Raw genomic sequence first — 13,343 nt, forward strand, 5'->3', positions numbered from 1 at the left:
TTGCCCCGGGTTGGCTCGGAGTCTATGCGGCGCCCCTGCGGATCAATAGTTTTTTAATCTTATGGTGCGATAAGCGATTGCGTATCGACGCCCTCGTCCAGGCAGGCCTTGAGCGTGGCCAGGAAGGCCCGGGCCGCATGGGGCGCGTCCTGCGCGGCGAGGATGGCGTGGATTTCCGAGCGCGCGCCGCTCTGCTCGATCTCCAGGTAGCGCACCTGGTTCTTCCAGGCCAGGCACAGCGTCTGCGGCAGCAGGGCCACGCCCATGCCCAGGCCGACCATGGCCGCGATGGTCTGCCACAGCCGCGCCTCGTGGCGGATGTGCGGGCTGAAGCCGGCGTCCACGCAGCGGGCGATGATCAGGTCGTGGTAGTGCGGCGACAGGCTGCGCGGGAAGAGGATGAAGCCCTCGTCGCGCAGCTCGGCGAGGTCGATGCGCGCCTGCCCGGCCAGGCGGTGGCCGGCCGGTACGCAGCAGAGGAAGGGGTCGGCGACCAGGCATTCGGAGGCGATCCCGGCCGGCAGCCTGGCCCAGTGCACGAAGCCGATGTCGATCTGCCCGCGTTGCAGCGCCAGGGCCTGTTCCGAGGTGTTCATCTCCATCAGCAGCACCTCCATGTTCGGCTGCTCCGCCTCGAAGCGCGCCATGGCCCGCGGCAGGCCGCGGTAGAGCATGGAATTGACGAAGCCCACGCGCAGCTGGCCCACCGCGCCCTCGGCGGAGAGCAGCGTCAGGCGCTTCACCTTCTCGGCCTGCAGCAACAGGCTGCGCGCCTCGTCGAGCAGCACCTGGCCGGCGTTGGTCAGCTTCACCGACTTGTTGTTGCGCACCAGCAGCTGGATGCCCAGTTGCTCCTCCAGCTTCTTGATGTCGAAGCTCAGCGCCGGCTGGGAGATGAACAGGCGCGCGGCGGCGCGGCCGAAATGCAGCTCCTCGGCGACGGCGATGAAGTAGCGCAGTTGCTTGAGGTCCATGGCAGGGCATCCGGGTTTCTACGATTTGTTTTTCTTATCGTGGATGATTTTTATTGTATTGGATACTTATCGTCAGGCACTCCTAGTCTCGGCGCCAGAACAAGACCCGGAGACGCGCCATGACCGCCATGCCTGAAGTCCGCCCCGAAGACGCCCTGAACATCCCCGACAGCCGCGGCATCAACCTGTATGCCTGCGACCCCTCGCTGCAGCGCCTGCTGGAGGTGTACCTGCCGCCGGAGGTGCTGGCGCAGTGGCGCGACACCCTCGAACGCCTCGGCGCCCGCGCCGGCGACGAACTGGACGTGCTGGCCCTGTCGGCGGACAGGAACCCGCCGCAGCTGGCGCCGCGCACCCGCCGCGGCGAGGACCTGCAGAGCATCCGCAAGCACCCGGACTACGTTGCCCTGGAGCGCGTGGCCTATTCGGAACTGGGCCTGGCCTCCATGAGCCACCGCCCGGACGGCGCGCCGCCGCTGGTGAAGTACGCGCTGACCTACCTGTTCGTGCAGGCCGAGTTCGGCCTGTGCTGCCCGGTCAGCATGACCGACTCGCTGACCCGCACCCTGCGCAAGTTCGGCGCGCCGGAGCTGGTGGAGCGCTACCTGCCGTCCCTGGCCTCGCGGGACTTCGACAGGCTGTTCCAGGGCGCCATGTTCATGACCGAACAGGCCGCCGGCTCCGACGTCGCCCGCACCCGCACCCTGGCGCGGCAAGAGGACGGGGAGTGGAAGCTGTACGGCGACAAGTGGTTCTGCTCCAACCCCGACGCCGACCTGGCCATGGTCCTGGCCCGCCCCGAAGGCGCGCCCGAGGGCATGAAGGGCGTGACCCTGTTCCTGCTGCCCAAGCACCGCCCGGACGGCTCGCGCAACGCCTACCGCATCCTGCGCCTGAAGGACAAGCTGGGCAGCCGCTCCATGGCCAGTGGCGAAATCTGCCTGGAAGGCGCCAGCGCCTACCTGATCGGCGAGGTCGGCCGCGGCTTCCAGCAGATGGCCGACATGGTCAACATGTCGCGCCTGTCCAACGGCGTGCGCGCCGCCGGCCTGATGCGCCGGGCGCTGAGCGAGGCGCTGTTCATCGCCCGCCACCGCCGCGCCTTCGGCAAGCACCTGATCGACATGCCGCTGATGCAGAAACAGCTGCTGAAGCTGATGCTGCCGGCCGAGCAGGCGCGCTCCATGTTCATGCAGATCGCCACCCTGCTGCCGCGCGCCGACGGCGGCGACGCAGCGGCGCAGAAGTGCGTGCGCATCCTCACCCCGCTGATCAAGTTCCGCGCCTGCCGCGATGCGCGGCGCGTCACCGGCGACGCCATGGAAGTGCGCGGCGGGGTGGGCTACATCGAGGAATGGAGCGACGCGCGCCTGGTCCGCGACGCCCACCTGGGCTCCATCTGGGAAGGCACCAGCAACATAGTCGCGCTGGACATCGCCCGCGCCGTCACCCGCGAACAGGCCCTGGAGCCGCTGCACCGGTACCTGCGCAGCCTGCTGGCCGGGAGCGGCCTGCCGGAGGCCAGCCGCGCCGGCTTCGAGGCGTTGCTGGAGCGCAGCGTGGCACTCATGGCCGACGTGGCCGAGGCGCGCCAGGACGAGCAGGTGCGCCAGGCCGGCAGCGCGCTCTACCACATCGCCAGCGCCATCTTCATGGCCTGGGAAGCCGGCCGCCAGGCCAACGACCGCCGGCGCCTGGCCCTGGCCCACCTGGTGCTGCAGCACAAGCTGCTGCCGCGCGACCCGCTGGGCCTGCAAGCCGGGGCGCCGCTGCTGGCCCGGCTGCTCGACGAGGGCGAGATGAGCCTGGACGAAGCCATGCAGCTACTGCCGGCCTGACTTCCCGCAACCGACAAGAATCGACAAGAGAGAGCTGCCATGAACCCCGAGACCGGTGCCCTGCGTGGCCTGAAAGTCATCGACCTGAGCCGCGTGCTGGGCGGCCCCTACTGCTCCCAGGCCCTGGCCGACCATGGCGCGGAGGTGATCAAGCTGGAGCCCCTGGGCGGCGACGAGACGCGCGGCTGGGGCCCGCCCTTCGAGGGCGACACGGCTTCCTATTTCCGCGGCGTCAACCGCAACAAGAAGGGCATCGCCGTCGACCTGTCCAGGCCCGAGGGCATCGAGTTGCTGCTGCAACTGCTGGAAGGCGCCGACGTGCTGATCGAGAACTTCAAGCCCGGCACCCTGGCGCGCTGGGGCATCGGTTACACCGAGGTGCTGAGCGCGCGCTTCCCGCGGCTGATCCACTGCGCGGTATCCGGCTTCGGCGCCGACGGCCCGCTGGGCGGGCTGCCGGGCTACGACGCGGCGATCCAGGCCATGGCCGGGCTGATGAGCGTGAACGGCGAGGCCGAGGGCGGGCCGCTGCGCATCGGCCTGCCGATCGTCGACATGGTCACCGGGCTGAACGCCGTGGCCGGCATCCTGCTGGCGCTGCACGAGCGCGAACGCAGCGGGCGCGGGCAGTCGGTGGACATCGCCCTGTACGACTGCGGCATCTCGCTACTGCACCCGCACCTGCCGAACCACTTCGCCTCCGGCCGCACGCCGCAGCGCACCGGCAACGCCCACCCGAACATCGCCCCCTACGACAGCTACCGCACCGGCGGCGAGCCGATCTTCCTCGCCGTGGGCAACGACCGCCAGTTCGCCAGGCTGTGCGAATACCTGGGCGCCGGCGAGCTGCTGGAGGACCCGCGCTTCGCCGACAACGGCCAGCGCTCGGTCAACCGCGAAGCGCTCAAGCAGGCGCTGGAAGGCCACCTGGCGGCCCACGACGGCCGCGAGCTGGCCGAACGGCTGATCCGCCTGGGCGTGCCCTGCGGCGCCATCGCCACGGTGGACCGCGTGGTCGAACACCCGCACACCGCGCATCGCGGCCTGGTGGTGCAGCTGGGCGACTACCGCGGCATCGCCTCGCCGGTGAAGCTCTCGCGCACCCCGGCCAGCTACCGCAGCGCGCCGCCGGCCCTGGGCGGGAACACCCGCGAGGTGCTCGCGGAGCTGGGCCTGGCGCCGGAGACCATCGAGGCCCTGTACCGGCGCGGCATCGTCCGCGGCTGAGTCTTTCCGGCGGTTTTGCCCACGTGGGGGACCAGCGCCAGGCGATGGCGCCGTTCCGCTGCGAGCGGTCTATGCTTTTGGGCCGACCCGTCATTGGCAGAGGCAAGCACCATGAGCGACCGTCGCATCACTTTCTACCACTCCCCGCAAACCCGTTCCTCCGGCACCCTGGCGCTGCTGGAGGAACTGGGCGCCGACTACGACCTGCACCTGCTCAACATGCAGGCCGGCGAGCAGCGCCAGCCGGCCTACCTGGCGATCAACCCGATGGGCAAGGTCCCGGCCATCCGCCATGGCGAGGCGCTGGTGACCGAGCAGGGCGCCGTCTACATCTACCTCGCCGACCTGTACCCGGAAGCCGGACTGGCGCCGGCCATCGGCGACCCGCTGCGCGGGCCCTACCTGCGCTGGCTGGTGTTCTACGGCTCCAGCTTCGAGCCGGCGGTGACCGACCGTTCCCTGGGCCGCGAGCCGGCGCCCCAGGCGCGCAGCCCCTATGGCGATTTCGAGACGGTGATGAAGGTCATCGACGAGCAGCTGCAGAAGGGGCCCTACCTGCTCGGCGAACGCTTCACCGCGGCGGACGTGCTCTGGGGCTCGGCGCTGGCCTGGACCACGCACTTCGGCATAGTGCCGAAGACCCCGGCCATCGAGCGCTACATCGCGAAAGTCACCGCGCGGCCCTCCTTCGCCAAGATCGCCGAACGGGACGCGCAATGGCACGCGGAACACGCCAAGGCGGCGGGAAAGGTGTAGGAGCGGGCCCTGCCCGCGATTCGGCGGATAACGCCGTAGGCGTTATCCGCCCTACGGATTTCCGACGGGGTTGGGGCAGGGGTTGGGGCTCTACAAAGAGCGCCCTCTCCCCAGCCCTCTCCCGCAAGCGGGAGAGGGGGCTGTTCGGAGTGGCCGGAGAATCCTGAGTCATCCTGAAACGCCTAACCCCCACCCCGTCATTCCCGCGAACGCGGGAGCCCAGGGTTCGCGAGCAAGCTCGCTCCTACGAAAAGCAAAAGCGCGTTTGCTCTTGGGACTTCCAGAGAAACATCCGCGCACTCCGAAACGCCCCTTCAGAAGGCCGAGAGAAACCGGCGCTCAGGAGGTCATGCGACATGGATGTCGCGAGAGCCCCGATGGGCTACAGGGACGTACCCTCGGGGCGGGCCTCCGTGGCGGGGGAATTCGCGAGGGTAGCCCGGCTCCATCGGGCCCGTATGTCGGGGCAAGCCTTTTTGGTTCCTTTTGTGGCGATTGACAAAAGGGACTCGCCCGAGGGGGCGAAACAAAAAATCTCCGCAGACTCGGAGCGGCGCGCTACACCGAGCCCCCAAGCCACTGGGTTATTCCCCTTCGGGCCAGCGCAAGCGCTGTTCGCGACTTCACCCCTTCGCCGCGCTGACCCCCTCCAGGGTGGCGAAGGAGGTGTCCTTGGCCGTCAGCAGGAAGTCGCGCATGAAGGGCGCATCCAGCATGTCCGCGCGGATGGCCGCGTAGAGCGTGCAGTACAGGCCCTTCTCGCCCAGGCGCTTGGCCGTCACGTAGCCGCGCGAGCTGTATTCGTGCAGCGCCCAGTTGGGCAGGCTGCACACGCCGCGGCCGGAGGCCACCAGTTGCATCATCATCACCGTAAGCTCCGAGGTGCGCACCTGGGCCGGCTCGACGTCGGCCGGTTCCAGGAAGCGGGTGAAGATGTCCAGGCGGTCGCGCTCGATGGGGTAGGTGATCAGCGTCTGGCTGGCCAGGTCTTCCGGCACTATGTAGGGCTTGCCGGCCAGCGCGTGCTGGTTGTCCACCGCCAGCAGCGCCTCGTAGGTGAACAGCGGCACGTAGGTGATGCCGGCGATGTCCACCGGGTCGGAGGTCACCACCAGGTCGAGGTCGCCGCGGGCCAGGGCCGGCAGCGGGGCGAAGGAGAAGCCCGAGGCCAGGTCCAGCTCCACCTCCGGCCAGGCGTCGCGGAACTGGTCGATGGTCGGCATCAGCCACTGGAAGCAGCTGTGGCATTCGATGGCCATGTGCAGGCGCCCGGCGGTGCCGCCGGCCAGGCGGGACAGATCGCGTTCGGCGGTGCGCAGCTGCGGCAGGATGGCGTCGGCCAGCTGCAGCAGGCGCAGGCCGGCGCTGGTGAAACGCACCGGCTTGGTCTTGCGGATGAACAGCGACAGGCCCAGGCGGTCCTCCAGTTCCTTGAACTGGTGGGACAGGGCGGACTGGGTCAGGTGCAGGCGTTCGGCGGCTTCCACCAGACTGTCGGCTTCACGCAGGGCGTGGAGGGTTTTCAGGTGACGAATCTCGAGCATGGCGCCGCTTCCAACATGAGTAAAACTTGATTACATCCGAAACTGGATTGAGTTTGTCTCATGTGCGGCCGGCTGTCGACCCGCCCGTGCCGCCGCCGATCTACCAGCTCAGGTAGAACATGCCCTTGGCCAGCAGCACTATGCCCAGGACGTGGGCGAAGACGCTGTAGTGGATGATCCGCGAGCGCCGTCCGGTCATCCCGCCGCTGTGCATCAGGTACATGGCGCAGAAGAAGTGGCAGAGCACGCTGGCGGCCAGCAGCAGCTTCAGGCTCAGCAGGGTGGCGAAGGGCGAGTCCAGCGGATGGGCCAGCAGCGGCAGGTAGCGCAGTTTCAGCATGCCCAGGCCGCTGCCGAAGAGCGTCAGGATCACCCAGGGCATCACCCGCCGCAGGCGCTGGCCGAGGGCGCGTTCCACGGCGCGCAGAGCGTCTGCCGGCACATGGCGGCGCACCCGTTCGAGAATCAGCACCTCGAAGAACACGGTGCCGACGAAGGCGATGGCGGCCAGCAGATGCAGGACCAGCAGGATCGGATAGCTCATGGGCGCCCCTTGGCGAACGACTGCTTCCCTGGAACCATGCCGGGCCGGCCGCGCCCGTGCCATGACGCCGGTCAGGCTGGCGGCGACCGCTCGGCGCCTTTCATCAAAGTGTCACGGTTGTGTGGCAGGGCGATGCACGGAAATTCATCAGAATCGGCTTTCACTGGGGTTCTGCATTCCGGATTTTCACATGCGTGCGTTTCTACTGGCGCTGGCACTGTCGTGCCTGGCGCCCCTCACTGCCTTTGCCGGCGATCGTTGCGACCCACGGGTGCCCACCGACACCCTGGACCTGGGCGACGTGCGCCTGGCCTACCAGAGCATAGGCTCGCCGAAGGACCCGACGCTGCTGCTGATCATGGGCCTGGGCGGCCAGCTCATCCACTGGCCCGACGAAGTGGTGCAGACCCTCTGCCAGCAGGGCTTCCGCGTCATCCGCTACGACAACCGCGACGTCGGCCTGAGCGCCTGGCGCGTGCCCACGCCCGGCGCCAACCTCACCTACGAGGTGATCCGCTACCGCCTGGGCCTGCCGGTCAGCGCGCCCTACAGCCTCACCGACATGGCCTGGGATGCCCTGCGCCTGCTGGACGGGCTGCACGTCGAGCAGGCCCACGTGCTGGGCGCGAGCATGGGCGGGATGATCGCCCAGCACGTCGCCGACCTTGCGCCGCAGCGGGTGCTCAGCCTGATCCTGGTGATGACCAGTTCCGGCGCCGAGGGCCTGCCGGCGCCCAGCGACAGCCTGCTGAAACTTCTGGCCCGGCGCGAGGCCGGCAGCCGCGAACAAGCCATCGAGCAGCAGGCCGACCTGCTCGCCGCCCTGGGCAGCCCGGAGGTGAAGGACGACCGCGAGCAACTGCTGCAGCAGGCGGCGCAATCCTACGACCGCGCCTTCAACCCCGAGGGCGTGCAAAGGCAGATGCTGGCGATCCTCGCCGAGCCCAGCCGGGTCGACCTGCTCAACCGTTTGAATGTGCCTACCCTGGTCATCCATGGCACCGCCGATCCGTTGTTGCCAGTGATGCATGGGGTGCATGTGGCGGCGCATATCCACGGGGCGGAGTTGAAGCTGATTCCGGGGATGGCCCACCGTTTCCAGGAGGCGTTCAAGGCACCGTTGCTGGCGGCGGTGTTGCCTTACCTGCGGGCGCATCAGACGGCGGGGCATGTGGCGCAGTTGTAGGGGGCTTTCGTAGGAGCGAGCTTGCTCGCGAATTGGCGTTTGCCGGTGGCATAGGTGCTGGGTTCAAGAGCGCCCTCTCCCCAGCCCTCTCCCTGAAGGGAGAGGGGGCTTGTCCGTGCCAGCGGGAAGGTCAGTTTCAGCCGGATAGCCCGAGATTGCCGGCTGACTCAGGAATACCAAAGCGCTCCGAACGGTCCCCTCTCCCTTCAGGGAGAGGGTTAGGGAGAGGGAGCGGAGTTGGCCCCAGAAACAGTGGCCAAAGGGATACGCCCATTCGCGAGCAAGCTCGCTCCTACAGACCGCCCCACGAACCTCCTCAAACCGCCTTCGGCAAAGGCGCGAACAGCGCGTCGATATCGGCATCGTCCAGCTGCCAATCCGTTCCCGCGCCTTCTAGGATGCCGGCCGCCAGCGCGGCCTTCTCCCGCTGCAGCAACTGGATCTTCTCTTCCACCGTGCCGCGGGCGATCAGTTTGTAGACGAACACCGGCTTGTCCTGGCCGATGCGGTAGGCGCGGTCGCTGGCCTGGTTCTCGGCGGCCGGGTTCCACCAGGGGTCGTAGTGGATCACCGTGTCCGCCGCGGTCAGGTTCAGGCCCACGCCGCCGGCCTTCAGGCTGATCAGGAACAGCGGTACGCGGCCCTGCTGGAAGTCTTCCACCGGCTGGCGGCGGTCGCGGCTGTCGCCGGTCAGCAGGGCGTAGTCGATGCCGCGTTGCTGCAGGGCCTCGCCGACCAGCGCGAGCATCGAGGTGAACTGCGAGAACAGCAGCACGCGGCGGCCTTCGGCGAGCAGTTCCTCGAGCATGTCCAGCAGGTATTCCAGCTTGCCCGAGGTCACTGCCTTGGCGCGGCCGCTGGGTGGCGGGGCGTCCTTTTGCACCAGGCGGATGTCGCAGCACACCTGGCGCAGCTTGAGCAGCGCCTCGAGGATGATGATGCGGCTGCGCGCCAGGCCGCGGCGGGCGATTTCGTCGCGGACCTTGCGGTCCAGGGCCAGGCGCACCGTCTCGTAGAGGTCGCGCTGGGCCTCGCTGAGCTCGATGTGCTGGATGAACTCGCTCTTGGGCGGCAGCTCCGAGGCCACCTGCTCCTTGGTGCGGCGCAGCAGGAAGGGGCGGATGCGCGCGGCCAGGTGGGCCAGGCGCGCCTGGTCGCCGTGGCGCTCGATGGGCGTGCGGTAGTGCTGGGCGAACTGCTTGGCGTCGCCCAGCCAGCCGGGCAGCAGGAAGTGGAACAGCGACCAGAGCTCGCCCAGGTGGTTCTCCAGCGGCGTGCCGGTCAGGCACAGGCGGTGCCGCGCGTTCAGCTGGCGCGCGGCCTGGGCCGCCTTGGTGCCGGCGTTCTTGATGTTCTGCGCCTCGTCGAGGATCAGCAGGTGGTAGGCGTGCTTGCCGAGCTTTTCCGCATCGCGCGGGAGCAGGGCGTAGGTGGTGAGGATGAGGTCGTGCTCCTCGATCTTCGCGAAGTCGCGCCGCCGGCCCGCGCCGTGCAGGGCCAGCACGCGCAGGCCGGGGGTGAAGCGCTCGGCCTCGTCCAGCCAGTTGGGGATCAGGCTGGTGGGCATCACCACCAGGGCCGGCGCGTTGAGGCGCCCGGCCTGCTTCTCCAGCAGCACGTGGGCCAGGGATTGCAGCGTCTTGCCCAGGCCCATGTCGTCGGCGAGGATGCCGCTGGCGCCCACCGCGCGCAGCGTCTGCATCCAGCTCAGGCCCTCGTGCTGGTAGGCGCGCAGCTCGGCGCGCAGGCCCTCGGGCAGCGGCGCCGGCTGGGCGCGGTAGTCGCGCAGGCGCAGGGCGATCTCGCGCAACTCGTCGCCGCCCTGCCAGCGCAGCGGCAGCTCTTCCAGCTCGGAGAGCCGCGCGGCGTCCGGCGCGCCCATGCGCAGGCGGCGCACCGGCGCCTGGTCGCCCAGGTAGAACTCCGACAGGGTGCCCAGCAGCGGCTTGAGCTTGCCGAAGGGCAGGGCCACCCGCAGCGGCCGCTCCGAGGCGGTCTGCCAGCTGTGCACCGGGTTGCGCCCGGCGTCCAGGCGCAGCACCAGTTGCTCGTCGTCGGGGTGGCGGGCCAGGGCCTGCGGGTCGAGCAGCGCCGGCATGCGCCGGATCAGCTCGATCAGCGCCGGCAGCAGGCTGATGCGGCGGCCGTCGACCTCGATGCCCAGTTCCAGGTCGAACCACTGGCGGTCGTCGGTCTCCTCGATCTCGGCGTACCAGTTCTCGATGGGCGTCAGGTCGAAGACGAACTCCGGGCGCACGTCCACGTCCCAGCCGAGCTCGCGCAACTGCGGCAGGCCCTCGCGCATGAACTGTTGCCAGGTGGCGTCGTCGGGCAGCTCGAACATTTCCCCGGCGCTTTCCTCCAGGGCGTCGCTGCGGCGCATCGCCGGCTTGAAGCCGAACTGGCGCAGTTGCTGGCGTAGTTGCTGCTCGCGCTCGGGCTGGCGGCTGAGGCGGACGATGCGGTCGTCGCGGAACACCCGCAGCTCGCTGCCGGTGCGCGGGTTGATCGGCCCCGAGACGGGCATGCCGGCGTACAGGAAGGCCAGCGCGGCGCGGTGCCGGGCGATGTTCTGCATGCGCCCGCTGCGCAGGTCGAAGCCGCTGTGCACGTGGCTACCCAGGGTCAGGCGCGGGCGCGGCGCCAGGTCGGCGGGCGCCGCGGGCGGCTCGGCGGGTGGGGTCATCGGAGGTTCCTTCCGGCAAGCCCGGGGAAATACACAAACGCCCGATGATACCCCTATTTCCCGCGACGCGCTGCCACAGGCGGCTCAGCGGGCGAAGTGCCGCGCCCCCGCCACGCAGGCCACCACCGCCAGGGTCGAGACGGCCATCAGCGGGCTGACCTGCTCGTGCAGCAGCAGGCCGGCCAGGGCCAGGCCGAAGAAGGGTTGCAGCAGCTGCAGCTGGCCCACCGCGGCGATGCCGCCGCGGGCCAGGCCGTGGTACCAGAAGAAGAAGCCGATGAGCATGCTGAACAGCGACACGTAGCCCAGGCTCAGCCAGGCCGGCAGGCTGGCCGCGGCGAGGTCGGCCGGCCAGGTCCACAGGGTCAGTGGCAGCATCAGCGGCAACGACAGCACCAGCACCCAGCAGATCACCTGCCAGCTGCCCAGGTGCCGCGACAGCCGCGCGCCCTCGGCGTAGCCCAGGCCGCAGGCGAGGATGGCCGCCAGCATCAGCACATCGCCCATCAGGCTGCCGGCGCCGCCCTGGCTCAGCGCGTAGCCGGCCACCGCCGCGCTGCCGAGCAGCGAGAACGCCCAGAACGCCGGGCGCGGCCGCTCGCCGGCGCGCAGCACGGCGAAGCTGGCGGTGGCCAGCGGCAGCAGGCCGACGAAGACGATGGCGTGGGCCGAGCTGACGTGGCGCAGGGCCAGGGCGGTGAGCAGCGGGAAGCCGACCACCACGCCCAGGGCCACCACCAGCAGCGCCGGGATGTCCTGGCGCGCCGGGCGGCGCTGGCGCAGCACGAAGAGGATGGCCGCGGCCAGCAGCCCGGCGATGCTGGCCCGGGCCAGGGTGAGGAAGGTCGGTTCGAAGCTGCCCACCGCCACCCGCGTGGCCGGCAGCGAGCCGCTGAAGATGAGCACGCCGAGGAAACCGCTGAACCAACCGCCTAAAGAAGCATTCATCGAGCATTCGCCAAGAGCAGAGGGGAGTCTCGATGGTGGCGCCGGGAAGGGCGGGCGGCCAGTGACAGATCAGTACAATTCGAACAAACTGTCCTGGATTTTTATCGGTACAGTCGAGGTGGCCATGGCCGTGACACGGGTGGACGGGGTGATGCGCCAGGTGCGCGAACGCCTGGCGGCGCGCAGCCTGGTGCCGGGCGAGCGGCTGCCGTCGATCCGCGCGCTGGCGCAGAGCCTGGAGGTGTCCAAGAGCACCGTGGTGGAGGCCTACGAGCGCCTTGCCGCCGAGGGGCTGATCGCCGCCCGGCGCGGTTCCGGCTTCTACGTCTGCGGCCGGCTGCCGCCGCTGTCGCTGGCCGAGATCGGCCCGGCGCTGGACCGCAGCATCGACCCGCTGTGGATCTCGCGCCAGGCGCTGGAAGCCGCCGAGGATTCGCTCAAGCCCGGCTGCGGCTGGCTGCCGCCGTCCTGGCTGCCGGAGGACGAGCTGCGCCGCGCCCTGCGCCAACTGGCCCGCGAGCCGCAGTCGAGCCTGCTGGAATACGGCCGCCCCTACGGCCACGCCGGCCTGCGTGAGCAGCTGGCGCGGCGCCTGGGCGACTACGGCCTGCAGGTCGGCGCGCAGCAGATCGTGCTCACCGACGGAGGCACCCACGCCATCGACCTGGTCTGCCGCTTCCTGCTGGAGCCCGGCGACGAGGTGCTGGTGGACGACCCCGGCTACTTCAACTTCCAGGCCCTGCTGCGCGCCCATCGCGCGGTGGCCATCGGCGTGCCCTACACGCCGCAGGGGCCGGACATCGAGGCCCTGGCCGGCCTCCTGCAGCGCCACCGGCCGCGCCTGTACATCACCAACTCGGCCTTCCACAACCCCACCGGCGCGCAGCTCTCGCCGCTGGTGGCGCACCGCCTGCTGAAGCTGGCCGAGGCCCATGACCTGCTGATAGTCGAGGACGACATCTTCGCCGACTTCGAGCACGAGCAGGCGCCGCGGCTGTCCGCCTTCGACGGCCTGCAGCGGGTGATCCAGGTCGGCAGCTTCTCCAAGACGCTGTCCGCCTCGGTGCGCTGCGGCTACATCGCGGCGCGACCGCAGTGGTGCGAGCAACTGGTGGACCTGAAGCTGGCCACGTCCTTCGGCAACAGCCCGTTCAACGCCGAGCTGCTCCACGAACTGCTGCGCAAGGGCGGCTACCGCCGGCATATAGAAAGCCTGCGCGTGCGCCTGGCCGACGCCATGGGCGACACCCTGGCGCGCCTGCGCGGCCTGGGCCTGCAGCCCTGGCTGGAGCCGCGCGGCGGGGTGTTCGTCTGGGCGCGGCTACCCGGCGCTCTGGATGCCGCCGCGGTGTCCCGCGCGGCGCTGGAGCAGGGCATGGTGCTGGCGCCGGGCAACGTCTTCAGCCTGGGCCAGAACGCGCCGGACTTCCTGCGCTTCAACGTCGCCCAGTGCCAGTCGCCGCGGGTCTTCCAACTGCTCGAACGGGCCATGGAAAAGGCCCGGCGGGGGCGCTGAAAACTTTTCTGATTTTTTTCTGCAGGTTTTCCACGGTCGTACGGCCTCTGTGCAATCCCGCTTGTGCTGCGCCCAGGACAACTTCCTGCCGGCCTCGGGCGCGCTCAGCCACAGCGCCTACGCC

10 protein-coding genes are annotated in these 13,343 nt (G+C 69.5%); 5 read left to right on the plus strand and 5 right to left on the minus strand.

Translation table 11 applies throughout. The annotated features are described in order from the left end of the window. Positions 1 to 59 precede the first annotated feature (59 nt). Positions 60 to 974, minus strand: coding sequence for a LysR family transcriptional regulator (locus QSJ95_RS17175; RefSeq protein ID WP_281686983.1), 915 nt, complete (start codon positions 972 to 974; stop codon positions 60 to 62). Between the two features lie 119 nt (positions 975 to 1,093). Between QSJ95_RS17175 and QSJ95_RS17180 the strand changes: the two genes are divergently transcribed. The 3 genes from QSJ95_RS17180 (at position 1,094) to QSJ95_RS17190 (ending at position 4,795) form a co-directional block, all read left to right on the plus strand. Next, positions 1,094 to 2,812 carry an acyl-CoA dehydrogenase family protein gene (locus QSJ95_RS17180; protein ID WP_285644027.1) on the plus strand — a complete coding sequence of 573 codons (1,719 nt, stop codon included), beginning with the start codon at positions 1,094 to 1,096 and terminating at the stop codon, positions 2,810 to 2,812. A 39-nt stretch (positions 2,813 to 2,851) separates the two neighbouring features. Next, positions 2,852 to 4,039, plus strand: a complete 1,188-nt coding sequence (locus tag QSJ95_RS17185) for a CaiB/BaiF CoA transferase family protein (RefSeq protein ID WP_285644029.1) — start codon at positions 2,852 to 2,854, stop codon at positions 4,037 to 4,039. Between the two features lie 111 nt (positions 4,040 to 4,150). Beyond that, complete coding sequence (locus QSJ95_RS17190; RefSeq protein WP_009619059.1) at positions 4,151 to 4,795, plus strand: glutathione S-transferase family protein; 645 nt, start codon at positions 4,151 to 4,153, stop codon at positions 4,793 to 4,795. A 623-nt stretch (positions 4,796 to 5,418) separates the two neighbouring features. Here the strand turns inward: QSJ95_RS17190 and metR are convergent. Both metR and QSJ95_RS17200 read right to left on the minus strand, forming a co-directional pair. After that, positions 5,419 to 6,339 carry a transcriptional regulator MetR gene (gene metR, locus QSJ95_RS17195; protein ID WP_281686373.1) on the minus strand — a complete coding sequence of 307 codons (921 nt, stop codon included), beginning with the start codon at positions 6,337 to 6,339 and terminating at the stop codon, positions 5,419 to 5,421. Between the two features lie 100 nt (positions 6,340 to 6,439). Beyond that, the gene (locus QSJ95_RS17200) at positions 6,440 to 6,883 is read right to left on the minus strand and encodes a CopD family copper resistance protein (RefSeq protein ID WP_009619061.1); all 444 of its coding nucleotides are present in this window, start codon (positions 6,881 to 6,883) and stop codon (positions 6,440 to 6,442) included. 190 nt (positions 6,884 to 7,073) lie between these two features. On the opposite strand from QSJ95_RS17200, the gene QSJ95_RS17205 reads away from it, so the two are divergent. Continuing rightward, a complete protein-coding gene (locus QSJ95_RS17205; RefSeq protein ID WP_285644036.1) occupies positions 7,074 to 8,069 on the plus strand; it encodes an alpha/beta fold hydrolase in 996 nt (331 codons plus the stop codon). A 316-nt stretch (positions 8,070 to 8,385) separates the two neighbouring features. On the opposite strand, the gene QSJ95_RS17210 is transcribed toward QSJ95_RS17205, so the two are convergent. Further along, positions 8,386 to 10,755 carry a DEAD/DEAH box helicase gene (locus tag QSJ95_RS17210; protein WP_009619063.1) on the minus strand — a complete coding sequence of 790 codons (2,370 nt, stop codon included), beginning with the start codon at positions 10,753 to 10,755 and terminating at the stop codon, positions 8,386 to 8,388. Between the two features lie 84 nt (positions 10,756 to 10,839). After that, positions 10,840 to 11,703, minus strand: coding sequence for a DMT family transporter (locus tag QSJ95_RS17215; RefSeq protein ID WP_058489059.1), 864 nt, complete (start codon positions 11,701 to 11,703; stop codon positions 10,840 to 10,842). 124 nt (positions 11,704 to 11,827) lie between these two features. Between QSJ95_RS17215 and QSJ95_RS17220 the strand changes: the two genes are divergently transcribed. After that, positions 11,828 to 13,219 carry an aminotransferase-like domain-containing protein gene (locus QSJ95_RS17220; RefSeq protein WP_285644039.1) on the plus strand — a complete coding sequence of 464 codons (1,392 nt, stop codon included), beginning with the start codon at positions 11,828 to 11,830 and terminating at the stop codon, positions 13,217 to 13,219. The last annotated feature ends 124 nt before the right edge of the window (positions 13,220 to 13,343 follow it).

The sequence above is a fragment of the Pseudomonas sp. NBRC 100443 genome, from assembly GCF_030268185.1.
Taxonomy (GTDB): domain Bacteria; phylum Pseudomonadota; class Gammaproteobacteria; order Pseudomonadales; family Pseudomonadaceae; genus Pseudomonas; species Pseudomonas citronellolis.

Excerpts from the sequence above, each read along its gene's own strand:
- metR (WP_281686373.1), bottom strand. The coding sequence starts at position 6,339 with ATGCTCGAGATTCGTCACCTGAAAACCCTCCACGCCCTGCGTGAAGCC.
- QSJ95_RS17180 (WP_285644027.1), top strand. The coding sequence starts at position 1,094 with ATGACCGCCATGCCTGAAGTCCGCCCCGAAGACGCCCTGAACATCCCC.
- QSJ95_RS17200 (WP_009619061.1), bottom strand. The coding sequence starts at position 6,883 with ATGAGCTATCCGATCCTGCTGGTCCTGCATCTGCTGGCCGCCATCGCC.
- QSJ95_RS17215 (WP_058489059.1), bottom strand. The coding sequence starts at position 11,703 with ATGAATGCTTCTTTAGGCGGTTGGTTCAGCGGTTTCCTCGGCGTGCTC.
- QSJ95_RS17175 (WP_281686983.1), bottom strand. The coding sequence starts at position 974 with ATGGACCTCAAGCAACTGCGCTACTTCATCGCCGTCGCCGAGGAGCTG.
- QSJ95_RS17185 (WP_285644029.1), top strand. The coding sequence starts at position 2,852 with ATGAACCCCGAGACCGGTGCCCTGCGTGGCCTGAAAGTCATCGACCTG.
- QSJ95_RS17220 (WP_285644039.1), top strand. The coding sequence starts at position 11,828 with ATGGCCGTGACACGGGTGGACGGGGTGATGCGCCAGGTGCGCGAACGC.
- QSJ95_RS17210 (WP_009619063.1), bottom strand. The coding sequence starts at position 10,755 with ATGACCCCACCCGCCGAGCCGCCCGCGGCGCCCGCCGACCTGGCGCCG.
- QSJ95_RS17190 (WP_009619059.1), top strand. The coding sequence starts at position 4,151 with ATGAGCGACCGTCGCATCACTTTCTACCACTCCCCGCAAACCCGTTCC.
- QSJ95_RS17205 (WP_285644036.1), top strand. The coding sequence starts at position 7,074 with ATGCGTGCGTTTCTACTGGCGCTGGCACTGTCGTGCCTGGCGCCCCTC.